The organism is Citrobacter sp. RHBSTW-00887 (assembly GCF_013728095.1).
Classification (GTDB): domain Bacteria; phylum Pseudomonadota; class Gammaproteobacteria; order Enterobacterales; family Enterobacteriaceae; genus Citrobacter; species Citrobacter braakii.
Genome location: NZ_CP056267.1, coordinates 1,996,922 through 2,018,765 on the forward strand (window position 1 = coordinate 1,996,922; position 21,844 = coordinate 2,018,765).

The following is a 21,844-nucleotide window of genomic DNA, read 5'->3' on the forward strand; positions in this document are numbered from 1 at the left end:
TGAGAATGTACCCATTTAAGCACCCAGATAAATGCACGTAAATATGTTTTTAAAAGTTTATAAGTGCCTGTGTATCCCGTAACAGATGCGGTTTATCATATGGCGTACAACCTGATCTGGATAATGCCAGCGTAGGGAAGTCTGACACTGCTCGTGTCCCTTCTTCGCGCGGGCAGGAGCTGAACCATGCAGCCTGACCTGCACAGCCGCACACTCGCGGCTCACACCTTACACCAATTTAGAACGCTTTCCCCTCTCACACACTGCATGACCAACGAGGTCGTGCAAAGCTTTACGGCCAATACGCTGTTGGCGCTGGGCGCATCACCAGCAATGGTAATCGAGCCCGAGGAAGTCAGTCAGTTCGCGTCTATTGCCAGTGCATTACTGATTAATGTCGGCACCTTAACCCGGGAACGGGCTACGGCGATGCGCGCCGCAGTTGAGCGGGCACAACTTGCTAAAACCCCGTGGACGCTCGATCCCGTTGCCGTGGGGGCGCTGGAGTTTCGTCGTCGCTTCTGTCTGGATTTGTTGGCGCTACAGCCTGCAGCTATCCGCGGCAACGCTTCGGAAATACTGGCTCTGGCGGGTATGAACGGCGGGGGACGCGGCGTGGATACGACCGATACGGCAGCCGCCGCGCTTCCTGCAGCGCAGGCACTGGCTCGTCAGGTTGGGACCATTGTCGTAGTTACCGGCGAAATTGACTATGTCACCGATGGTCAGCGTACCGTCTGCGTGAACGGCGGTGATCCGTTGATGACGCGCGTGGTGGGCACCGGATGCGCGCTGTCGGCGGTCGTTGCGGCCAGTTGCGCCCTGCACGGTGACCGGCTTGATAACGTCGCCTCTGCCTGTAGCTGGATGAAACAGGCTGGACAAATAGCCACTCAACAATCAACCGGACCGGGCAGTTTTGTCCCGGCATTTATCGACGCCCTCTATAACCTGAACGCGCAGGAGCAACTATGAAACGGATTAACGCATTAACCATTGCCGGAACCGATCCTAGCGGTGGCGCAGGTATTCAGGCCGATTTAAAAACGTTCTCGGCGCTTGGCGCTTACGGCTGCTCGGTTATCACGGCGTTGGTGGCGCAAAATACGCGCGGGGTGCAGTCGGTGTATCGCATTGAACCTGACTTTGTCGCCGCACAGCTGGATTCGGTGTTCAGTGATGTGCGTATCGACACCACTAAAATCGGTATGCTAGCGGAAACGGATATTGTTGAAGCGGTCGCCGAACGTTTGCGTCGCCATCGGGTGCAAAATGTCGTGCTGGATACCGTGATGCTGGCGAAAAGCGGCGATCCGTTGCTGTCTCCCTCGGCGGTTGAAACGCTGCGTACCCATTTGCTGCCGCAGGTTTCGATTATCACCCCAAATTTACCCGAAGCTGCGGCGCTGCTCGGGGCTCCCCATGCGCAGACTGAGCAGGAGATGTTAGAGCAGGGAAGGGCGCTGCGGGCGCTGGGTTGCGAGGCGGTGTTGATGAAAGGCGGTCATCTGGAGGATGCGCAAAGCCCCGACTGGCTCTTTACCCGTGATGGCGAGCAGCGTTTTACCGCGCCAAGGGTGATGACCAAAAATACCCACGGTACTGGCTGTACGCTATCGGCGGCGCTGGCGGCGCTGCGTCCGCGCCATGACAACTGGGCACAGACAGTGCAGGAAGCTAAGTTGTGGCTTTCAGCGGCATTGGCGCAGGCCGACACCCTGGAAGTCGGCGAGGGAATTGGTCCGGTGCATCATTTCCACGCGTGGTGGTAATGAGTATACTGGCTGCAGAAACGGCTGCAGGAAAAAGATAAATGGAACAAGCGCATACCCAGCTTATCGCGCAACTGAATGAACGCATTTCCGCGGCAGATAACACGCCGCTGTATATCAAATTTGCGCAAACGGTGAAAAACGCTGTGCGCAGCGGGATTCTGGAGCATGGAAATATCCTGCCCGGCGAGCGCGATCTCAGCCAATTGACTGGCGTTTCGCGAATTACGGTTCGTAAGGCGATGCAAGCCCTGGAAGAAGAAGGCGTCGTGACGCGCGCCCGCGGTTACGGGACGCAGATCAACAACATCTTCGAGTATTCGCTAAAAGAAGCGCGTGGTTTTTCACAGCAGGTGGTGTTGCGCGGTAAAAAACCAGATACGCTGTGGGTTAACAAGCGGATTGTGCCTTGCCCGGAAGAGGTAGCGCAGCAGCTGGCTGTTGCCACGGGGAGTGACGTCTTCTTGCTCAAGCGCATTCGCTACGTAGATGAAGATGCGGTTTCTATTGAAGAGTCATGGGTTCCTGCCCATCTAATTCATGACGTGGATGCCATCGGCGTTTCACTGTATGACTATTTTCGCAGCCTGCATATTTTCCCGCAGCGCACCCGCTCACGTGTCAGTGCCCGAATGCCTGACGCAGAGTTCCAGGCGCACATTCAAATGGACAGCAAAGTGCCGGTGCTGGTGATCAAGCAGGTAGCGCTTGACCAGCAGCAACGGCCCATTGAATACAGCATCAGCTATTGTCGAAGCGATCTATACGTGTTTGTGTGCGAGGAGTAACGCCTCGCGCGTAGGGGCGCAATCGCCCCCGCGATGCCCTACCACCCAGGACGCCACGGCGTTTCCAAGCCGTACCGCGTCAGCCAGCGACCAGCCAGACGCCAGTCCCGCCAGCATGCCGCCAGCGTGGCTGTCACCAGCGCCAATGGTATCAACGACCGCTGTCGAAAATGCCGGTATGCAACCGGAAGTTTGGGTGCTGAAATACCACGCACCGTCTTTATCGTGGCGTACCACCACCGGTGTGGCGAAACGTTGCACCCATTGTGCGCCAAAACCTTCTATATCCTGGCTTAATGCAAACCGCTCGGCGGCAATTTCCGCCTCCTGCCGATTGAGCGATACCAGTGGACGGCAGGCCATAATTCTTGCCAGTAAGGGCTCGGGAATGTCGCCGATGCGTGGGCCAAAATCGATAAATGGCGTCACTTCCTCCAGCCCTTCCAGCCAATGCACCAGCAACTCACCACACGGAGAGGCTAACTGATAGCCCGAGAGATAAACCAGGCTGTGACGTGGGATCTCCAGCTGTGCCAGCCAGTCAGCGTTCCACTGATTTTCGACGCCACTAAAGGACATAAAGGTACGTTCGCCATCCGGCTCGACCAGAGCCAGACACCAGCCGTTATCGCCTGCGGCGTTATCGATCAGGCTGTGCAGTCCCTCTTTTGCCATCCGGTTGCGGATAATATCGGCCCACACCCCCTGACCCAGCGGTAAAGCATTACTGGCGTCGATACCTAACCGCTTGAGTGCTACGGCAATATTGAGCGCGCAGCCGCCAACGTTCACCCCTTGCTGTTTGAGTTCAATGTCACATCCGCGCCAGGGAAGGGCATACGCATCGGCAATGACATCAATCACCGCCGCACCCACCACCGTAACGGGTCGCTGTGTGCGTAACTGCGGGAGAAGTTGTTGCAGACGCGTGGTGCTCATAGTGCCTCCCGCTGCTCGCGCAGTCGCATCAATCCACTGGCGTAGCGGATAAAGTCCAGCTGATTTACCGCATCGAGCTCATGTTTCAATGCCGGATTAATCGCACTTACGCCGTGGAGCGCGCCACAAATGGCAGTTGCCATCGCCCCGATGGTGTCGGTATCGCCCCCGAGGTTCGCGCACAGAATGGCGCAGCGGTTAGGATCGGTCTGCGCCAGCTCAACCATAGCGATGGCGCAAGGCACGGATTCAATGGTGCTGGTTCCGGCCCCTACAACCTGATACAACTGCTCGCAGGCAGACTCAATGCCGTCAGCGTTACGGACAATTTTCAGCGCCAGTTCAAGGCGTGCAGAGAGCGATGCGCTAAAGGTAGTGATCCTTTTTTGCTGCGCATGCCGGGCAATGGCTGGCAGCGCGTCGACAATCTCTGACCATTTTCCGCCGTCGATAGCGCGTGATACCGCCCATGCGACCACCACTGCGCCAGCGATAGCCAAATCCGATTTATGCGTCGGGCTGGAGGCTAATGCCACATCATCGATAAAGGCATCGAGATCGCGCGCGGGGAGCAGACATCCCAGCGGTGAAACGCGCATTGCCGCTCCGTTGGTAACGCCGCTATTTTCCAGTTCGGCGACAGGTTTGCCGTCGCGAATGGCTTTTAGGGCAATTTTTGAGGTCGGGCCGAGCACGTTTTTATTAAAAGCATCAAAACGTTCGGCCCAGGCCAGAATATTGCGGCCAATAACGTCGGGTACAATCTCTCCGTCGCACTCAAGCAGGGCATCAGCCAGACACAGCGCCATGGAGGTGTCATCAGTGAACTCCGCCTGGTTAAAATAGCAGGCGGCATTATTCTCCGCAGGGCCGGGTAAAAAACGGTCGATCCAACCGAAATGGGCTTTAACCCGGGTTCTTGGCCACAGTTCCGACGGCATACCCATCGCATCCCCTAACGCCTGCCCATAAAGAGCACCGAGAATACGTTCTGCTTTCATTTTACTTCCCCTTGTTTCAACGCTACATCGCGATCGTCCACCTTAATGGCGGTGATTTCTTTATCTGACTCGCGAAAGAAAATCATAAACATTACGGCAATGACGGCGATCATGACCGCGCCAAATCCCCACATGCCAGCCCAGTTAAAGGTAAGACCATTCACCGGTTCCTGATAAGCAAACATTTTTTCCATCATCACGCCGCCCAGACGATAACCGAGCAGGCTACCGAATCCCTGACAGCAGAGGGTGATAAGCCCTTGCGCCGCGGTGCGCATATGTACGGGCGCTTTTTTATCGACATAAATGTAGGCTGTGACGTAGTAGAAGTCGTAACTGACGCCGTGCAGCAGAATGCCGAGAAACAGCAGGGCGTAAGTGAAATATTCTTCCGCGCCGCCGTAAACGAAAAATCCATAGCGGATAGCCGCAGTAATAAGACCAAGCAGCAATACCTTTTTAATGCCAAAGCGTTTGGTGAAAAACGGTAGCGCCAGCATAAAGAAGATTTCAGAGAACTGGCCCAGCGTCATCCAGCCGGTGGCGTTTTTCATCCCGACTTCTGTCAGATAACCGTTGGCGAAGATGTAATAGAACGCCAGCGGCATCGCGAACAGAAAAGAGCAAAAGAAAAAGACGAGGAAGTTCTTATCCCGCAGCAGGATCAGCGCATCCAGACCCAGCATGACCTTGAAATCCATTTTGCCGGTACTTTTCGGCGGCGTATCCGGTAAAAAGAACGCAAAGACGCCCAATAGAGCGGAGCTTCCGGCAGTGATTAGCAGAGGAATATTGGTAGGGGAGATGTCACTATAGCCAAGCATTTGCGGTAAGAAACCGCAGGCCAAACCAGAGGCGATCCAGCCAATGGTCCCCATCACACGGATGCGCGGGAAATCACGCTCAACGTCACTGACGTTGGCAAAAGCGATACTGTTGGTCAGCGCAATCGTCGGCATATAGGTCAACGAATAGGCCAGTAACAGCGGGAAAAATCCGCTGAAGGTGGTTTGCTGGGCGGCGAAGTACATCAAAATAGCGCCGACGAACATCAGCACCGCTAGCACTTTTTGCGCGGAGAAAAAACGGTCAGTGACAGAACCGACCAGGATGGGCGACAGGATCGCAGCAATCGCGGTACAGGCATAGGACCAGCCGATCTCCCCGGCGCTAAAGCCACTTTTACTCAGCCACAGCCACAGCGGTACAAACCAGGCGCCCCAGATAAACCACTCTACAAACATCATGAACGACAGCTTAACTGTAGTTTTCATCTTTAAATCCTTCATGACAGGTAAGGTACGCACTGATAGTACCATTCGATAATACCTTTAAAATACCTTTGAGGTCTAAATTTGACCGCCTTAACATTATTTCTTCCTGAATCGAGCCAGCAGAAGTTGCTGAAAAGTGCGCTAAAGATGGAAAAAAAACGCAGTCGGTACCAGGCTTATTGCTGCCCGCAACAAAGCGGGTCAGGACAATCCACATTCCGGTTTCAAATCGGAACTTACGGGAGCATAGCTATGACTGATATTGCGCAGTTGCTTGGCAAAGATGCCGACAACCTTTTACAGCATCGTTGTATGACCATTCCTTCTGACCAACTTTACCTGCCTGGACATGATTACGTCGATCGCGTGATGGTGGATAACAACCGTCCGCCAGCGGTGCTGCGTAATATGCAAACGCTGTATAACACGGGCCGACTGGCCGGGACAGGTTATCTGTCGATTCTACCGGTGGATCAGGGCGTGGAACACTCCGCGGGGGCATCGTTCGCGGCTAACCCGCTGTACTTTGATCCGAAGAATATTGTGGAACTGGCTATCGAAGCAGGGTGTAACTGCGTGGCATCGACCTATGGCGTGCTGGCTTCCGTCTCCCGTCGCTACGCGCACCGCATTCCGTTTCTTGTAAAAATTAACCACAACGAAACGCTGAGCTACCCCAATACGTTTGACCAGACGCTGTATGCCAGCGTAGAACAGGCATTCAATATGGGCGCGGTTGCGGTAGGGGCAACCATCTATTTCGGTTCAGAGGAGTCCCGTCGCCAGATTGAAGAGATTTCTGCGGCGTTCGAGCGTGCTCATGAACTGGGCATGGTCACCGTGCTGTGGGCGTATCTGCGTAACTCCGCGTTTAAAAAAGATGGCGTGGATTACCATGTTTCCGCCGATCTCACCGGGCAGGCTAACCATCTGGCAGCCACTATCGGGGCGGATATCGTTAAGCAGAAAATGGCGGAAAATAACGGCGGGTATAAAGCAGTCAACTTTGGCTACACCGACGATCGCGTTTACAGCAAGCTGACCAGCGACAACCCAATTGACCTGGTGCGTTATCAACTGGCGAACTGCTATATGGGGCGCGCCGGATTAATTAACTCTGGCGGTGCGGCTGGCGGCGAAACCGATCTGAGCGATGCGGTACGTACAGCGGTGATTAACAAACGTGCTGGCGGCATGGGGCTGATTCTTGGACGAAAAGCATTCAAGAAAACCATGGCTGACGGCGTTAAGCTGATTAACGCCGTGCAGGATGTTTATCTGGACAGCAAAGTCACCATTGCCTGATCCCAGTTGGGGTGTCGTCGTGTTAACGCAGTAGCGGACAACCCGGCGGCAGTCTGCAACGTAGCGCTGCGGGCAGGATTTCAATATGAAATTCTTGTCCGCTAAGCGGTTCGCCATCGAGATTAAACGTAATTTCGTGCGGGGCGCGGATATCAAACCACGATGATGCGCCTTCGATGATGTTAGGGTTGTCTTCGGATTGCGTTAACGCCGAAAGCAGCCCTGGCAACAACTCTTCGCCGGTAAAAATACGCAGTTGCAGCAGACCATCGTTGATCAGCGCTGTCGGGCAAAGCTGTTGCCCACCACCGGCCTGACGACCATTACCGATACCAATGACCAGCGCCTTACCCTGCCAGTGAAAATCTTCCCCACGAATGTCGCAGATGTCGGGTTTGAGCGTATCCATGCGCATTAATCCGTGAATAAAGTACGATACGCCACCTAATGCGGCCTTGAGTTTTTCTGGCGTCTCGCTGGTGATGCGTGTGCCGAAGCCGCCGGTCGCCATATTGATAAAACAGGTTTTATCATTGACCTGAACCATATCGATATCAGTCGCATTTCCGGCGATAGCCAGTTTTAACGCCTTATCAAGGGCGTCGGGTATGCCTACGCTGGTTGCAAAATCATTCGCCGTTCCCAACGGTAAAATACCGAGCGCCGGGATATTGCCGCCCTGTGACTGGATCAGCGCCGTCGAGACTTCGTTAATTGTGCCGTCGCCGCCGCCGGCAATCACCGTTGCAACGCCTAACTGGCAAGCTTCATCAACGTAGCGTTGGGCGTCGCCTTTTTCCCAGGTAACGCGAACATGGATTTCCACGCCTTCATCGCGGAGCTCTGCAATGACATCACGCAGGGGGAGATTATCAGCACTTTTTCCGTTGAGGATCAGTAAACTGGCAGGGAACGCTATCATCCGTTTGCCTCACTTTTTTTCGTTTTAACAAGTGTACGCCAGGAATGGGTTTATGGCGTAAGAACTGACTGAAAGCGAAGGCGAAGAGATAAAAAAAGCCGCAGAATGCGGCTTTTCAGATTGGGTGGACGTTACTGTGGGAACCACTGATCGCTGATTTTTTGGTACGTGCCGTCAGCTTTGATTGCGGCCAGCGCGCTATTCAGTTTTTCCAGCAGGGCTTTGTTATCCGGGCGAACCGCAATGCCAAGACCAGTACCGAAGTATTGTGGGTCGGTCACTTTGTCAGTGGCTACACCTAACTGCGGGTTGGTTTTCAGCCACTCGTTAACCACGGCGGTATCGCCAAATACGCCATCAATACGACCATTTTTCAGGTCGATAATCGCATTCTGATAGCTATCGTAGGCCACGGTCTTCACTTCAGGGTGTTTATCCTGCAGGTATTTCTGGTGCGTGGTACCGTTTTCCATGCCAATGCGTTTCCCTTTCAGGTCGGCAAAGGTTTTATAGGTGTCTTTTTTCGCAATCACCAGCGCGGAGTTTGCATAGTAAGGCTGAGTAAATGCCACCTGCTTGCTACGCTCAGGCGTGATGTCCATTCCGGAAATCACCGCATCATATTTTTTGAATTTCAGCGCGGGAATCAAGCTATCAAAAGCATGATTGGTGAAAGTACAGTCAGCCTGCATTTGTTTGCACAGTGCCGTTGCCAGGTCGATGTCAAAACCGACAATTTTATTGCTTGCATCCAGTGACTCAAATGGCGGATAAGTCGCTGATACACCAAAACTAATTTTATCAGCAGCTGAGGCGCCAGCGGCGAAAGTAGCAAGTAATGTGGCCAGTACTAACTTTTTCATGGTGGAACTCCCGTCTGTCAATCTTATGATTATTTACCGTGTCTGCGGCGTGAATTAACAATGCCATTTAATGAATTTATATGCAATAAAAATGATTAATTATTTTTCTGATATAAAAAAAGACGGACAATTTAGGTTGTTGTCCGTCTTTTTTATTTTGGCTTTATGCATATTCACCGGAGAGTGTACAACGGAAGATGAATCGTAGCCTGATAAGCGTAGCGCCATCAGACATAAAAACCGATTTAATTCCGGTGTTCAAACGCCAGCGCTTTACGTTCGATCAAGCGCATCATCAGCGTCAGCAAACCGTTGACGATCAGGTAAATCACACCCGCCGCGCCGAAAACCATGACGTCATAAGTGCGACCATACAGCAGCTGACTATAGCCCATGACTTCCATCAGCGTGATGGTGTATGCCAGTGAGGTACTTTTAAACACCAGCACCACTTCGTTAGAATACGAGGAGAGGGCGCGTTTAAAGGCGTACGGCAACAGAATCGCCAGCGTATCCTTCTTACTCATCCCCAACGCTCCACAGGACTGCCACTGGCCTTCCGGGATTGCGCGGATAGCACCGTAGAACAGCTGGGTGGTATAAGCCGCACTGTTTAACGATAGCGCAATTAAGGCGCACAGCCACGGTTCAGAGAGCAGGTGCCACAGTACCGGATACTCCTGTAGCGTCGGGAACTGCCCTGGCCCGTAGTAGATCAGGAAGATTTGCACCAGCAGCGGAGTACCGGTAAACAACGTGATATAGGCGCGAACCAACCAGACCACAATCGGCGTTTTTAGCGTCAGGATGACGGTGAAAACCAGCGCCAGCACCAGAGCAACCACGATGGAGGCGACCGTCAGCGTCAGGCTGGTATGCAGCCCTTTTAACAATTCAGGTAAATACTCAAGCATTAGCCTGGTCTCCGCTCAAATCGTGTCGCGCGCAGGTCAATGCGTTTGAGAATGTACTGACTCACCAGCGTAATCACCAGGTAAATAGCCGCCGCCACAATGTACCAGGTAAACGGCTCCTGGGTACGGGTGGCAATGCTCTTGGTTTGCAGCATCAGGTCGTTCACGCTGATAAGGCTGACCAGCGCGGTATCTTTCAGCAATACCAGCCACTGGTTACCCAGTCCCGGCAGAGCGTGACGCCACATCTGCGGCATCACCAGGCGAAAGAAGATCGCGGCTTTAGACAAACCCAACGCCTGACCTGATTCCCATTGTCCGAGTGGTACGGCCTTTAGCGCGCCACGCAGCGTTTGCGACGCGTAAGCCGCATACAGCAATGACAGCGCAATCACACCGCACAGGAACGGGCTGACGTCGAAGTTTTCGATCTGCATCTGAACCGGGATTTGTACAACCCCGAGATTGATCGTAAAGCCATCGGCCAGCGTCAGCAGCAGTTGTGAAGAGCCGAAATAGATGAACAGAACCACCAGAATTTCCGGCAGACCACGCAGGATGGTGACCAGAGCTGAACCCGTCCATGCCACTGGACGCCATTTTACTGACTCCCAGACGGCAAAAAACATGGCGAGCGCGAGGCCAATAATCAGCGCACAAACGGCAAGGCCGACGGTCATCCCGGCGGCGCTTGCTAAAGGAAAAAATTCATTCATCAAGTATTACTTCTGGAACCATTTGTTGTAGATGGTCTCGTAAGTCCCATCTTTCTTCACTTTTTCCAGCGCAGCGTTAAATTTCTGCTGCAGCTCGGTATTGCCCTGGCGCACAGCGATGCCCAGACCCGTACCGAAGTAATCTTTATCCGTCACTTTGTCGCCAACTGCGGCCAGCTTTGGATTGTCTTTCAGCCATTCGGTTACCACTGCGGTATCACCAAATACGCCGTCAATACGACCATTTTGCAGATCGAGTTTGGCATTCTGGTAGCTGTCATACGGTACGGTGGTCACTTCCGGATGTTTATCCATGATGAATTTCTGGTGCGTAGTACCGTTTTGTACACCGACTTTTTTTCCTTTCAACTGGTCAATGCCGGTGTATTTACCCTGTTGGCCAACAAACAGGGCAGAGTTGTCGTAATACGGGGTGGTGAACAGAACCTGTTTTTCACGCTCTGGCGTGATGTCCATACCGGCCATCACCGCGTCAAAACGACGGAATTTCAGGCTCGGGATCAGGCTGTCGAAGGCCTGATTGGTGAAGGTACAGGTCGCGTCAATCTCTTTACACAGCGCATTCGCCAGATCAACGTCAAACCCTACGATTTTGTTATTCGCATCAATAGATTCAAACGGAGGATAAGACGCTTCGGTGGCGAAACGAATGGTTTGGGCTGCGGTAGCGGAAAGGCTAAAACCTGCGATTAGCGCGGCAATCAGAACTTTTTTCATTGTATTGTCCCGAATCTTAGTGAGAGAGATAGTTTTTAAACGCTTCGGTTTGCGGGTTGGCAAAGCAGCTCGCATCCCCAAACTCGACGATATGACCGTTTTCCATATACACCACACGGCTGGCCGTTTTACGTGCAACTTCCACTTCGTGGGTGACGATCACCTGAGTAATGTTGGTTTCCGCCAGTTCACGAATGATGCTGACGATTTGGGCAGTAATTTCCGGATCAAGCGCTGCGGTAGGTTCATCAAACAGCAGCACCTGCGGCTCCATCATCAACGCGCGGGCAATGGCCACACGCTGTTGCTGGCCACCGGAGAGATGCAGTGGGTAGCGATCGCTGTACGGCTTCAGGCGCAGACGTTCCAGCAATTTTTCGGCACGCGCCAGCGCTTGATCTTTTGTCAGACCCAGTACGCGGCAGGGCGCTTCAATCAGATTCTGCACAACCGTGAGATGCGGCCAAAGGTTGTATTGCTGGAAGACCATGCCCACGTTCTGACGCAGCTCCCGAATGGCTTTGTCTGACGGGGTCTTCGTGAAGTCGAAACGGTTACCCGCAATAGAGAGCGTGCCCGAGCGCGGCATCTCAAGCAGGTTGAGTACGCGCAGCAGCGAGCTTTTCCCGGCTCCACTTGGGCCAAGTAACACCAGTGTTTCACCCTGAGGGCAATCCAGCGTGATATCGAACAGCGCCTGATGTGCGCCGTAGAAGCAGTTAATGCCGTTTAATTGAATACTCATTGACACTCGATACTGGCAGTCTGATAGCTATTGAAGCCGCAGATACTACCTTTGACAGAATAGTTATGCAATATTTATGCGTTAAAAGTTAAATGCAAACCGCATTCTTATCTAAACATAGCACAAAATAGCGGGGCCACCAGTGGGCAAGAATAATTGTCGGCATTCTATGCAGAATGCCAGACAATTTATGGGGGTTATGATTCAGGCGGGTGAATGGGGCGGTTAGCGGTTTTCGACAGACTGGCGCAGCGTCCCGGCTGGCGCGTGTACGCTGCCGCCCAGATAGCGGACATCGTCAATTACCCAGCACTGGCCTTCGCGGATCATCAGCACTTCATCACGCCAGCTTTGGTCACCCTGTTTAAGTTCTACGCGCAGCGGAATGTTGCGTGCATCACTATTCGGAATGGTCGATGCGCTGGCGACGCTGGCACTGTCCGGTAACGTGGCGCGACTAGAGAACGGATCGCTGTTAAACAGATCGCGATGCGCGTTATCACGGCTGGCATCGTTCAGCAGTTTCGCCAGGTTGTCGCTGAGGTACGGACGAAGGGGAGTAATGTCATTGTTTCGGTGCTGAATACGGTAATCATAGAATTGTTGAGCCACGCTGTCTGGCCCGCCTTCTACGCAAGAGCCGCTACGCGTGCCGTTATCTTTGTAGGCCGGCGTTACGGTAGTACAGGCGCTGAGAAGTAGTGCACATGGAACCAGCAGAGAGAGTTTCGAGTAGCGCATAATGATTTCCTTATTAGCTTTCTACTATTAGTGTTCTACGTTGATTTACATGTCATACTTCAAGTTGCTTGTGCGTTGGCTACGTGCGTTCACCCCAGTCACATAGTTATCTATGCTTCTGGGGATTCACTCTCTTGCCGCCTTCCTGCAACTCGAATTATTTTGTGTAAAGAATATATCCTTTCAATGATAGTGGATCGGTTCGATAATGCTTTTGAGATCGTGCTCTTAGCGCAAAAAGGAGATTAACCATGCAGTTTTCGACTACCCCTACGCTGGAAGGGCAGAGCATCGTGGAATACTGCGGTGTTGTGACTGGCGAAGCCATTTTAGGCGCGAATATCTTCCGCGATTTCTTCGCCGGCATTCGCGATATCGTCGGCGGTCGCTCCGGCGCGTATGAAAAAGAGCTGCGTAAAGCGCGTGAAATTGCTTTTCAGGAGCTTGGTGAACAGGCAAAAGCGCTCGGTGCTGATGCGGTAGTCGGTATCGATATCGATTACGAAACCGTGGGCAAAGACGGTAGCATGCTGATGGTGAGCGTCAGCGGCACCGCGGTGAAAACTCGCCGATGAAGCGTTTGTTGTCTCTGCTGGCATTAACACTGCTGCTGGTAGGATGTGCTGGCGAAAAAGGGATTGTCGACAAAGACGGGTATCAGTTAGATACCCGTCGTCAGGCACAGGCTGCTTACCCGCGCATTAAAGTGCTGGTTATCCATTACACGGCCGATGATTTCGACTCTTCTCTGGCTACGCTGACTGATAAAAACGTCAGCTCGCACTATCTGATCCCGGCAGTGCCGCCGCTCTACCACGGCAAACCGCGTATCTGGCAACTGGTAGCGGAAAAAGATCTGGCCTGGCATGCGGGGATTAGCTTCTGGCGCGGCGCTACGCGAATTAACGATACCTCGATCGGCATTGAGCTGGAAAACCGTGGCTGGCAAAAATCGGCGGGCAGCAAGTATTTTGCGCCGTTTGAACCCGCGCAAATTCAGGCGCTAATCCCCTTAGCGAAAGATATTATTGCCCGCTATGACATAAAACCACAGAACGTGGTGGCCCATGCGGATGTCGCACCGCAGCGTAAGGACGATCCAGGTCCGCTGTTTCCATGGGAAAAACTGGCCGCTCAGGGAATTGGCGCGTGGCCGGATGCTCAGCGAGTGACGTTTTATCTTGCCGGGCGAGCGCCCGATGCACCGGTAGAAACCTCATCATTGCTCGATCTGCTGTCGCGCTATGGTTATGAGGTAAAACCTGAAATGACGCCGCGTGAACAGCGGCGGGTGATTATGGCCTTCCAGATGCACTTCCGCCCGACGTTGTGGAACGGCGTGGCGGATGCAGAAACTCAGGCGATTGCCGAAGCGTTACTGGAGAAATACGGGCAGGGTTAACGCGGCAGCTTGCCGTGGTCACGCAGCCAGGCCGCGGTACGCTCAATCCCTTCATCCAGCGTCACAACGGGCTGATAACCTAATTCTTCCTGAGCGCGGGTGGTATCCAGCGTAAAGTCAAAATTCAGCTTCGAGACGCCGTAATGCGTAAGCTTTGGCTCTTTCGCGGATTTATTGCCTAACCGCTCCATGCTGCGGGCAATCATGTCCAGCATCGGGTAGGGTACGGAGCGGATACGACAATCAATATTTAGCTCGTCGATGAGTTTCTGCACAATACTGCGCAGGGTGCGATGCTCGCCGTTGGTAATGTTGTACGCACGACCCGACGGCAGATTATCGCAGGCTTGCTGACTTGCCAGCCACATCGCGTGCACCGCATTCTCGTAGTAGGTCATATCCACCAGCGCACTTCCGCCGTGCGGCAACAGAATGCTGCCGTAGTGGTACATCATATGGGCCAGGCGCGGGATAAAGACTTTATCGTGTGGTCCGAACAAGCTTTGCGGACGCAATACCGTAAAACGGGTCTGCGGGTTGGCCTGTGTCAGCAACGCAATCACATCTTCGCCAGCCGCTTTACTGCGGGCGAATTCATTGGCGAAGCGTTGGGGGCGGAAGTCCTCTTTGATATCGCGATGGTGGTGATAATCAAAATAGAGCGACGGTGATGAGATATGAATGAAGTTACGAACGCCCCAAGCCACGGCCCACTCGCCCAGACGGCGGGTTGCGCGAACGTTGGCCAGATCGAAGGCTTCCTGAGTTCCCCATGGTGAGGTAAAACTGGAGCAGTGCCACAGCGTATCGATACCGGCGAGCATCACTTTTGCCTGCGAAGAGACCAGCTCGGTCAAATCGGCATGCACAAACTCTGCGCCCATTTTCTCCAGCAGCTTGCCCATCGCTTCGTTGCGACCGGTAGCTCTGACGCTGACGCCTTTGCTGCATAAAAACTCAACCGCGTTTCGGCCTAAGCCGCTGGTGGCTCCGGTAACCAGTACCTTCATATCAATCCACTGTGTTTAAAAAACGTCGTGCGCATTCTTCCGTGAATTTCGTCTGTATGCAATGGGAAACATGAAAGAATACAGGCTCTTTTTATCATGAGTCTGTGATTTGTTCTGCAAGTTTAGCAATACGCTTCGCCATCCCTCTGAAAATGAACAGATGCGCCGGGATCATCAGCAGCCAATAGAAGAGGCCTGGCATGCCGTGCGGATGCCACCAGGCGCGGACATCAATGCGTCGCTGGTCGCCTTTATCTTCCAGCGTGAAGCTCAGACGACCCAATCCTGGTGCTTTCATCCCAAACAGCAGCGTCAGCTGTTTTTCTGGCTCAACGATGATAACTTTCCAGCTATCAACGGTATCGCCAACCTGCAACAGAGAGTGTTGCGGTCTGCCTTTCGCCAGCTTATGGCCGACCAGCAGGTCCAACGCCGCGCGCGTTTTCCATAAAATATTACCGAAGAAATAGCCTTCTTTGCCGCCGAGGCGATTCACCACCTGCCACAGTGCCTGCCGACTGGCGGAGGTTTCAACGCTAAAGCCAGCTTGTTTAGCGAAATAGCCATATTCGGGGCGCCAGCGGGCAAATGCCTGCGCGTCGTAACCCCAGTCGCTGGAATTAACCAGCTTCTCTTCTTCTTTCAACGTGCTGCGCACCGCGTCATCAAAGGCAATCAGCTTTTGCGGGATCAGCGTGCGTAATTCGGTGTCATCGGCCAGCAGGTCGTGTTTTAACCCCTGTATCAGCGCTTTGGCCGTGGTCGGCGGCACTGACGTTATGACGTTCAAAAACCAGACCGAAATCCAGCGGGTAGGAAAGGGGACAGGGATGAGCAGGCGATGTTTACCGCTGACCGCCATAAAATGCTCGAACTGCTCCTGATAGCTCAATACCTGCGGCCCGGCGGCTTCGAGTACGCGGTGTTGGCGTGTAGGATGGTCCAACAACGCCACCAGGTAGTACATTAAATTCTCCAGTGCGATAGGCGTGGTACGCGAGCGCACCCAGCGCGGAGGGGTGAGTACCGGCAGGTTGTAGACCATGTCGCGCATCACTTCAAAGGCGGCAGAACCTGCCCCTACGATAATACCAGCGCGCAATTCGGTCATCGGCACGCCTGATTCGCGCAGGGTGTCCGCGGTTATCTGTCGCGCACGCAGATGATCGGATTGTTCATGCCGGGGAGCCTGTAATGAGCTCAGGAAAATAAGCTGTTTGACTGGCGTATCACGTAGCGCATCGCGCACGTTCATTGCTACCTGGCGCTCATGGGCGATAAAATCACCGCCTTCTCCCATGCCATGGACCAGGTAATAGACCGTATCAACGCCGGTCAGCAGCGGCGTTAGGTTATCTGGCCAATTCAAATCGACCTTATGGCAACTGACGTTGGCCAACTGCTGCTTTTCCAGCCGCTCGATGCGGCGTGCCGCAGCCAGCACCTGATGCCCTTGCTGACTGAGCGCCTGTACCAGATGCTGACCAATGTAGCCACTGGCGCCAAGAACCAAAATCCGTTGCGGCACGCCCATCTCCTTAGCGGGTTAAAAAAGCGCGCCAGTGGGCGACGACTTCAGCAAGCTGTTCACGCGATACGTCCAGATGCATCACCAGACGCACAATCGGCGAGGCGTTAATCAGCACGCCTTGCGCTTTCATGTACTCGCCCAGTGCCGCAGCGTGTTCTTCGCCAACGCGGACAAACAGCATGTTGGTGTCGTGGCGCATTACGTCCGCTCCGGCTTCGCGCAGTTGTTCCGCCATCCAGGCGGCGTTGTCATGGTCTTCTTGTAAGCGCGACACGTTATTTTTCAGCGCATACAGTCCGGCCGCCGCCAGAATACCGGCCTGACGCATTCCGCCACCGGTCATTTTACGCCAACGAATGGCGCGCTTGATGTACTCGTGGCTGCCGACCAGCAGTGAGCCTACCGGCGTTCCTAAACCTTTGGAGAGACAAATGGTGAACGAATCGCAGTATTGCGTGACATCTTTTAACTCACAGCCATAGGCGACGATGGCGTTAAAAATACGCGCGCCGTCGACATGCAGCGCAAGATTGCGATCACGGGTAAATTCCCAGGACTCTTTCAGATACTCGCGTGGTAGCACTTTGCCGTTGTGGGTGTTTTCCAGGCTGAGCAGACGCGTGCGGGCAAAATGGATATCGTCCGCTTTGATTTTTGCTGCCACTTTGTCCAGCGGCAAAGAGCCATCCGGCATGGCGTCGATAGGTTGCGGTTGAATGCTGCCGAGTACCGCTGCGCCACCCGCTTCGTAGAGATAGTTATGTGCGCCCTGACCGGCGATATACTCTTCCCCGCGCTGACAATGGCTGAGGAGAGCCACCAGGTTCGCCTGAGTGCCTGTGGGTAAGAAAATTGCGGCTTCTTTGCCAGCAAGCTCGGCTGCGTATTGCTGGAGGGCATTAACGGTAGGGTCATCACCGTAGACGTCGTCCCCGACCGGGGCGGCCATCATCTCTTCGAGCATGGCGCGACTTGGTCGGGTGACGGTATCACTGCGTAAATCAATCACGGGCATTCCTTTTTAAGTGAGGTAATGCCCTCTGTTTTACCTGAGCCAGTTAGTTTTCGCCAGTTCGATCACTTCATCACCGCGCCCGCTGATGATTGCGCGCAGCATATACAGGCTAAAACCTTTAGCTTGTTCGAGTTTGATCTGCGGCGGGATCGCCAGTTCTTCTTTCGCGACGACCACATCGACCAGCACCGGACCGTCAATCGACATCGCCCTTTGCAGCGCTTCATCAACCTCTGAGGATTTCTCCACGCGAATGCCCGTAATGCCGCAAGCCTCGGCAATCCGTGCGAAATTTGTATCGTGCAGTTCGGTGCCGTCGGTCAGATAACCGCCAGCTTTCATCTCCATCGCCACAAACCCCAACACGCTGTTGTTGAAGACAATAATCTTCACCGGCAGCTTCATTTGCACAACCGACAGAAAGTCGCCCATCAGCATGCTAAAACCGCCGTCACCGCACATTGCGACAACCTGGCGTCCCGGTTCGGTCGCTTGTGCGCCGAGCGCCTGCGGCATGGCATTGGCCATCGACCCGTGGTTAAACGAACCGATCAGACGGCGTTTACCGTTCATTTTCAGATAACGTGCCGCCCACACCGTTGGCGTGCCAACGTCGCAGGTGAAGATGGCGTCGTCAGCGGCAAAGTGGCTGATCTGCTGCGCCAGATACTGCGGATGAATGGCTTTATCGCTGGGTTTGGCTAAATCATCCAGCCCTTTACGCGCCTCACGATAGTGTTCCAGCGCTTTATCCAGGAACTGCCGATCGGTTTTTTCTTCCACCAGCGGCAGCAGGGTGCGGAGTGTGGATTTAATATCGCCTACCAGCGCCATGTCTACTTTACTGTGCGCGCCAATGCTCGCCGGATTGATATCAATCTGAATAATCTTGGCGTCGGTGGGGTAGAACGGGCGATAGGGGAACTGGGTACCGAGCAGGATCAGCGTGTCGGCATTCATCATGGTATGGAAGCCGGATGAAAAGCCGATCAGCCCGGTCATGCCCACGTCGTAAGGGTTGTCGTACTCCACATGCTCTTTACCACGCAGGGCGTGCACAATCGGCGCTTTTATTTTAGCTGCAAACTCAACCAGTTCTTTATGCGCACCGGCGCAGCCACTGCCACACATCAGGGCGATATTGCTGGAGTAGCGTAGCAGTTGCGCTAGTTTTCTGAGCTCTTCTTCTTCCGGAGTGACCACCGGGAGCGGCGCATGATACCAGTGAGTGCTGGCGCTTTCAGGTGCTGGCTTCAGCGCAACGTCGCCGGGTAATACCACCACGGAGACGCCGCGGTTGAGCACCGCTTTACGCATGGCAATTGCCAGCACCTGTGGGATCTGTTCAGGGCTGGAAACCAGCTCGCAATAGTGGCTACATTCGCGAAACAACTCTTGCGGGTGGGTCTCCTGAAAATAACCGCTGCCTATCTCACTGGATGGAATGTGTGCGGCAATTGCCAGTACCGGGACGTGGTTGCGGTGGCAATCAAACAGGCCGTTAATCAGGTGCAGGTTGCCTGGTCCACACGAGCCAGCGCAGACGGCCAGTTCTCCCGTCAACTGCGCTTCAGCGCCCGCGGCGAAGGCCGCAACCTCTTCATGACGGGTTGGCATCCAGTCAATCGTTCCCATACGATTCAGACTGTCACTAAGGCCATTTAGCGAGTCACCCGTCACACCCCAAATGCGTTTAACGCCAGCTTGTTCGAGTGTTTTAGCAATAAAAGCGGCAACCGTTTGTTTCATGGTTTTCCTTCTCCTTTAATGTGATACCGGTTACAAGTTTAGATGAAGATAATAGTTATGCTTATCATTACCTCTTATTTCCGGCAGGTTTCATTAAGCCTGTATTAAGCGTAGTTTGTTATTGGACATGGTGAAACAAGGAATAAATTCAAATGGTTATAAAACTATTAAATACAGTTAACCGGGTACTGACTCATGAAGATTTTGGCAAGTTTTTGTTACGTATTGCCGTGGGGGGATTAATGCTGTTTCATGGGCTGCATAAACTGTTCGCGGGTATTGATGGCATCAGTGGCATGCTGATAGCGAAAGGTTTCCCTGGCTTTATTGCGTATGGCGTTCTGCTGGGAGAGGTTGTGGCACCGTGCCTGATTATTCTTGGGATCCTGACGCGTCCGGCGGCGTTGGGGCTGGCGTTTACGATGGTGGTGGCATGGCTGATGGTCGGGATGGGTGAAACCTGGTCACTGGATAAAACCGGCGCATGGGCAATTGAAAGTCTGGTGTATTTCTTCATCGGCGCTCTGGCCGTGGCATTTTTGGGCGCGGGGCGTTTCTCCGTTGCCGGAAACTCGGCCTGGCGATAGTTTGCCATCCGAGAATCAAGACAGAGGCGGGGACGCGATAACCTATCTCCGCCTCGCCATTAAGTCTGGCCGCTAATCCATCTCGTCACTGCTCCACAGTTTGTGCCGACGTTTCAGTGCTCGTTGCGTCAATGCCTTTGCCATCGCCGCACCTATTTCAGCGCTAACCACCAGCCCCTGAATAAAGGGACGGTCGTGCATCAACCACGGCAGTCCGCCAAAGGCGATGCGGTTGCGGGCGTTTTCCGGTGCTTGCAGCGTGTAATCTTCGCCGATATCCGGGATCTCATCGCCACAGGCCAGCAGTTGATCGCGTAGCGTTGGGAACGGAATATCTTTGCTCTGCAATGCCCGTTGTCCTCGGGCGTCAATAAATACATCAAATTCACTGCGCTGACCGTGGTGGTAAATGACCGTCATTTCCTGCTCATTTGTACGCTCATAATCCTTGCCGAGTGCGAGGATCTCAATCAGCCCGGCATCGTGCAGAGCCAGCAATCGGCGGATAGATTCAGACGGGATTGCCGCATAGTTATCAATAAAGACGCGCGCCAGTCCGTGCCTGAAACGTTTTTCGTCGCGAGCATCAAGATGAGGAACGATCTCTTCAATAACCTCGTGTAGGCGCAATAAGGTATAGCGCCAGGCGACGGTATGTTGTTCCTGCTTGTTGCGCTCAACCTCCACCAGGTTACGCCTCGCCCAGTCAAAAGAGTCATGCTTGAGCCTGTCGGCAAAATAGACCTCGGGGAATGTGTCGGCGTTAAGCGTTGCAAGTGCTACCTGTTGGCACCACCCTGGCGCCGCGTCTTGCAGTTGTTGCACAATAAGCCGGAAGATGTGGTCCAGTAATCCGTTTTGGCCCTCGGCAATGGCGTTTTCAATCGCTTCTTGCGTCGCGATATTCAGCGGTTCATAGGGAAGAGGGCAGTAAAAATCCGCTTCAGGCAGCACACCGCTGCGCGACATCAGGGTCAGCTTCAGGTTTTGGCTGTCGGGTTTACGCGTGAACTGCAGTGAACGGTCGGTATTGGTGGTGAAGGTACCATGCTGACTGACCACGGCCATCGCCGCGTCGATAGCGCTTAGCGAGGTGCCCAGAATACCCACCCTGCAAGCGCTAATCTGCGCCTCCATCAGGCCGGTCCACGGACTGGGGAAAAACTTGCGTGCTTGAGCATCAGTTTCTGGCCACAGATGACCGCTGGCGATAGCGGCGAAATCCACTTCGACGGGCTGTGACGCGTGATTGATCCACAGGGAGACCCCAGTCGGGTTTGCTTGCAGGTCGGTGACTTTACTTGATTCATATACGCGAATTGTGAACCCGGATCTTTGCGCTTTATCGACGATGGCTAAAAAACGATCGCGATAATAGTCGCCGAGGATCACCCGGGGCAAAAATTGCCGCTCATGCAACGATGTACGTTCAAGCCGAAACTGCGCCAGGTATTCATCGCTTTGATTCTGTAGCCACGTCAGATAACTGATATAAATCGGCGGGATCTCAATGCTGGCTATATTGGCCAGCATGTGGTCTGCGTTGTTGTCGCTGTTATAAGGCATGCCTACGCCAGCTTCCTCAGCTTGCTCATAAAGCTGTATCTCCAGCGGTTCACCGCGCTCAACGAGGGCATGAAACGTATAAATTCCGGTGGGACCTACGCCGACGATGGCCACTTTTTTCATGGGGATCCTTTGTAGAAAGTTCGACGTGGTAGTCGGGGTTTTGCTTAACCTGTGCCAGGTAAGTGTGGTCGATAATTCGCGGGAAGAGGGCGGTATTTTGCCTCGGAGGGTGAAAAAATCGGAATTTTGCAGCGTCTGACAGC

22 protein-coding genes are annotated in these 21,844 nt (G+C 53.6%); 7 read left to right on the forward strand and 15 right to left on the reverse strand.

Going from position 1 to position 21,844, the window contains the following annotated elements:
• The first annotated feature begins 186 nt into the window (after positions 1–186).
• Genes thiM through HV314_RS09460 form a run of 3 tightly spaced genes read left to right on the forward strand, consistent with a single transcriptional unit; the run spans position 187 to position 2,560 of the window.
• Positions 187–975 carry a hydroxyethylthiazole kinase gene (gene thiM / locus HV314_RS09450; RefSeq protein WP_181547902.1) on the forward strand — a complete coding sequence of 263 codons (789 nt, stop codon included), beginning with the start codon at positions 187–189 and terminating at the stop codon, positions 973–975.
• The gene (gene thiD, locus HV314_RS09455) at positions 972–1,772 is read left to right on the forward strand and encodes a bifunctional hydroxymethylpyrimidine kinase/phosphomethylpyrimidine kinase (protein ID WP_016156956.1); all 801 of its coding nucleotides are present in this window, start codon (positions 972–974) and stop codon (positions 1,770–1,772) included. Before thiM ends, thiD begins: the two co-directional genes overlap by 4 nt.
• Before the next feature lie 41 nt (positions 1,773–1,813).
• The gene (locus HV314_RS09460) at positions 1,814–2,560 is read left to right on the forward strand and encodes a GntR family transcriptional regulator (RefSeq protein ID WP_181547903.1); all 747 of its coding nucleotides are present in this window, start codon (positions 1,814–1,816) and stop codon (positions 2,558–2,560) included.
• Here the strand turns inward: HV314_RS09460 and HV314_RS09465 are convergent.
• From HV314_RS09465 to HV314_RS09475, 3 genes are read right to left on the reverse strand one after another with little or no spacing between them, the layout of a single operon-like run.
• Positions 2,534–3,499, reverse strand: a complete 966-nt coding sequence (locus tag HV314_RS09465; protein ID WP_181547904.1) for a PfkB family carbohydrate kinase — start codon at positions 3,497–3,499, stop codon at positions 2,534–2,536. The genes HV314_RS09460 and HV314_RS09465 overlap by 27 nt on opposite strands.
• A complete protein-coding gene (locus tag HV314_RS09470) occupies positions 3,496–4,500 on the reverse strand; it encodes an ADP-ribosylglycohydrolase family protein (protein WP_053388839.1) in 1,005 nt (334 codons plus the stop codon). Before HV314_RS09470 ends, HV314_RS09465 begins: the two co-directional genes overlap by 4 nt.
• Positions 4,497–5,774, reverse strand: a complete 1,278-nt coding sequence (locus HV314_RS09475) for a nucleoside permease (RefSeq protein ID WP_016153674.1) — start codon at positions 5,772–5,774, stop codon at positions 4,497–4,499. Before HV314_RS09475 ends, HV314_RS09470 begins: the two co-directional genes overlap by 4 nt.
• Before the next feature lie 252 nt (positions 5,775–6,026).
• On the opposite strand from HV314_RS09475, the gene fbaB reads away from it, so the two are divergent.
• Positions 6,027–7,079, forward strand: a complete 1,053-nt coding sequence (fbaB, locus tag HV314_RS09480; RefSeq protein WP_016153672.1) for a class I fructose-bisphosphate aldolase — start codon at positions 6,027–6,029, stop codon at positions 7,077–7,079.
• Positions 7,080–7,101: 22 nt separating this feature from the next.
• On the opposite strand, the gene yegS is transcribed toward fbaB, so the two are convergent.
• From yegS to HV314_RS09515, 7 genes are all read right to left on the reverse strand, one after another.
• Positions 7,102–8,001 carry a lipid kinase YegS gene (gene yegS / locus HV314_RS09485; protein WP_181547905.1) on the reverse strand — a complete coding sequence of 300 codons (900 nt, stop codon included), beginning with the start codon at positions 7,999–8,001 and terminating at the stop codon, positions 7,102–7,104.
• Between the two features lie 131 nt (positions 8,002–8,132).
• Positions 8,133–8,864 carry an arginine ABC transporter substrate-binding protein ArtJ gene (gene artJ, locus HV314_RS09490; RefSeq protein WP_103766529.1) on the reverse strand — a complete coding sequence of 244 codons (732 nt, stop codon included), beginning with the start codon at positions 8,862–8,864 and terminating at the stop codon, positions 8,133–8,135.
• Between the two features lie 245 nt (positions 8,865–9,109).
• Complete coding sequence (artM, locus tag HV314_RS09495; protein WP_016153669.1) at positions 9,110–9,778, reverse strand: arginine ABC transporter permease ArtM; 669 nt, start codon at positions 9,776–9,778, stop codon at positions 9,110–9,112.
• Complete coding sequence (artQ, locus tag HV314_RS09500) at positions 9,778–10,494, reverse strand: arginine ABC transporter permease ArtQ (protein WP_046275435.1); 717 nt, start codon at positions 10,492–10,494, stop codon at positions 9,778–9,780. The genes artM and artQ overlap by 1 nt, the downstream gene beginning before the upstream one ends.
• Positions 10,495–10,500: 6 nt before the next feature.
• The gene (artI, locus tag HV314_RS09505; RefSeq protein WP_016156951.1) at positions 10,501–11,232 is read right to left on the reverse strand and encodes an arginine ABC transporter substrate-binding protein ArtI; all 732 of its coding nucleotides are present in this window, start codon (positions 11,230–11,232) and stop codon (positions 10,501–10,503) included.
• Positions 11,233–11,248: 16 nt separating this feature from the next.
• Complete coding sequence (artP, locus tag HV314_RS09510; protein ID WP_016156950.1) at positions 11,249–11,977, reverse strand: arginine ABC transporter ATP-binding protein ArtP; 729 nt, start codon at positions 11,975–11,977, stop codon at positions 11,249–11,251.
• A gap of 225 nt (positions 11,978–12,202) precedes the next feature.
• Positions 12,203–12,718: a lipoprotein gene (locus HV314_RS09515; RefSeq protein ID WP_019077200.1), complete on the reverse strand. Its 516-nt coding sequence runs from the start codon at positions 12,716–12,718 to the stop codon at positions 12,203–12,205.
• A gap of 251 nt (positions 12,719–12,969) precedes the next feature.
• On the opposite strand from HV314_RS09515, the gene HV314_RS09520 reads away from it, so the two are divergent.
• Positions 12,970–13,293: a heavy metal-binding domain-containing protein gene (locus HV314_RS09520; RefSeq protein WP_001160725.1), complete on the forward strand. Its 324-nt coding sequence runs from the start codon at positions 12,970–12,972 to the stop codon at positions 13,291–13,293.
• Entirely contained in the window at positions 13,290–14,120 is an 831-nt protein-coding gene (locus HV314_RS09525; RefSeq protein ID WP_181547906.1) for an N-acetylmuramoyl-L-alanine amidase, read from the forward strand. The genes HV314_RS09520 and HV314_RS09525 overlap by 4 nt, the downstream gene beginning before the upstream one ends.
• On the opposite strand, the gene HV314_RS09530 is transcribed toward HV314_RS09525, so the two are convergent.
• The 4 genes from HV314_RS09530 to poxB all read right to left on the reverse strand — a co-directional run bounded on the left by HV314_RS09530 (position 14,117) and on the right by poxB (position 19,425).
• On the reverse strand, positions 14,117–15,130 hold the full coding sequence (locus HV314_RS09530) for an NAD-dependent epimerase/dehydratase family protein (RefSeq protein WP_016153664.1): 1,014 nt from the start codon (positions 15,128–15,130) through the stop codon (positions 14,117–14,119). The two genes, HV314_RS09525 and HV314_RS09530, sit on opposite strands and share 4 nt — an antisense overlap.
• A 94-nt stretch (positions 15,131–15,224) precedes the next feature.
• Positions 15,225–16,658 (reverse strand): SDR family oxidoreductase, encoded by a 1,434-nt coding sequence (locus HV314_RS09535; protein ID WP_016153663.1) that lies wholly within the window; start codon positions 16,656–16,658, stop codon positions 15,225–15,227.
• Positions 16,659–16,668: 10 nt separating this feature from the next.
• Positions 16,669–17,670 (reverse strand): low-specificity L-threonine aldolase, encoded by a 1,002-nt coding sequence (gene ltaE / locus HV314_RS09540; RefSeq protein WP_181547907.1) that lies wholly within the window; start codon positions 17,668–17,670, stop codon positions 16,669–16,671.
• Positions 17,671–17,706: 36 nt separating this feature from the next.
• A complete protein-coding gene (poxB, locus tag HV314_RS09545) occupies positions 17,707–19,425 on the reverse strand; it encodes a ubiquinone-dependent pyruvate dehydrogenase (RefSeq protein ID WP_016156946.1) in 1,719 nt (572 codons plus the stop codon).
• A 152-nt stretch (positions 19,426–19,577) separates the two neighbouring features.
• On the opposite strand from poxB, the gene HV314_RS09550 reads away from it, so the two are divergent.
• Positions 19,578–20,012: a DoxX family protein gene (locus HV314_RS09550; RefSeq protein ID WP_016156945.1), complete on the forward strand. Its 435-nt coding sequence runs from the start codon at positions 19,578–19,580 to the stop codon at positions 20,010–20,012.
• A 72-nt stretch (positions 20,013–20,084) separates the two neighbouring features.
• On the opposite strand, the gene HV314_RS09555 is transcribed toward HV314_RS09550, so the two are convergent.
• Positions 20,085–21,701, reverse strand: a complete 1,617-nt coding sequence (locus tag HV314_RS09555) for an FAD-NAD(P)-binding protein (protein WP_181547908.1) — start codon at positions 21,699–21,701, stop codon at positions 20,085–20,087.
• Between the last annotated feature and the right edge of the window lie 143 nt (positions 21,702–21,844).

Bases quoted from the DNA above. Each gene is read 5' to 3' on its own strand.
- HV314_RS09475 (WP_016153674.1), bottom strand. From the start codon at position 5,774: ATGAAAACTACAGTTAAGCTGTCGTTCATGATGTTTGTAGAGTGGTTT.
- thiD (WP_016156956.1), top strand. From the start codon at position 972: ATGAAACGGATTAACGCATTAACCATTGCCGGAACCGATCCTAGCGGT.
- HV314_RS09470 (WP_053388839.1), bottom strand. From the start codon at position 4,500: ATGAAAGCAGAACGTATTCTCGGTGCTCTTTATGGGCAGGCGTTAGGG.
- HV314_RS09550 (WP_016156945.1), top strand. From the start codon at position 19,578: ATGGTTATAAAACTATTAAATACAGTTAACCGGGTACTGACTCATGAA.
- artI (WP_016156951.1), bottom strand. From the start codon at position 11,232: ATGAAAAAAGTTCTGATTGCCGCGCTAATCGCAGGTTTTAGCCTTTCC.
- HV314_RS09515 (WP_019077200.1), bottom strand. From the start codon at position 12,718: ATGCGCTACTCGAAACTCTCTCTGCTGGTTCCATGTGCACTACTTCTC.
- poxB (WP_016156946.1), bottom strand. From the start codon at position 19,425: ATGAAACAAACGGTTGCCGCTTTTATTGCTAAAACACTCGAACAAGCT.
- fbaB (WP_016153672.1), top strand. From the start codon at position 6,027: ATGACTGATATTGCGCAGTTGCTTGGCAAAGATGCCGACAACCTTTTA.
- HV314_RS09520 (WP_001160725.1), top strand. From the start codon at position 12,970: ATGCAGTTTTCGACTACCCCTACGCTGGAAGGGCAGAGCATCGTGGAA.
- HV314_RS09530 (WP_016153664.1), bottom strand. From the start codon at position 15,130: ATGAAGGTACTGGTTACCGGAGCCACCAGCGGCTTAGGCCGAAACGCG.
- artQ (WP_046275435.1), bottom strand. From the start codon at position 10,494: ATGAATGAATTTTTTCCTTTAGCAAGCGCCGCCGGGATGACCGTCGGC.
- HV314_RS09465 (WP_181547904.1), bottom strand. From the start codon at position 3,499: ATGAGCACCACGCGTCTGCAACAACTTCTCCCGCAGTTACGCACACAG.
- yegS (WP_181547905.1), bottom strand. From the start codon at position 8,001: ATGATAGCGTTCCCTGCCAGTTTACTGATCCTCAACGGAAAAAGTGCT.
- HV314_RS09525 (WP_181547906.1), top strand. From the start codon at position 13,290: ATGAAGCGTTTGTTGTCTCTGCTGGCATTAACACTGCTGCTGGTAGGA.
- artM (WP_016153669.1), bottom strand. From the start codon at position 9,778: ATGCTTGAGTATTTACCTGAATTGTTAAAAGGGCTGCATACCAGCCTG.
- artP (WP_016156950.1), bottom strand. From the start codon at position 11,977: ATGAGTATTCAATTAAACGGCATTAACTGCTTCTACGGCGCACATCAG.
- HV314_RS09460 (WP_181547903.1), top strand. From the start codon at position 1,814: ATGGAACAAGCGCATACCCAGCTTATCGCGCAACTGAATGAACGCATT.
- artJ (WP_103766529.1), bottom strand. From the start codon at position 8,864: ATGAAAAAGTTAGTACTGGCCACATTACTTGCTACTTTCGCCGCTGGC.
- thiM (WP_181547902.1), top strand. From the start codon at position 187: ATGCAGCCTGACCTGCACAGCCGCACACTCGCGGCTCACACCTTACAC.
- HV314_RS09555 (WP_181547908.1), bottom strand. From the start codon at position 21,701: ATGAAAAAAGTGGCCATCGTCGGCGTAGGTCCCACCGGAATTTATACG.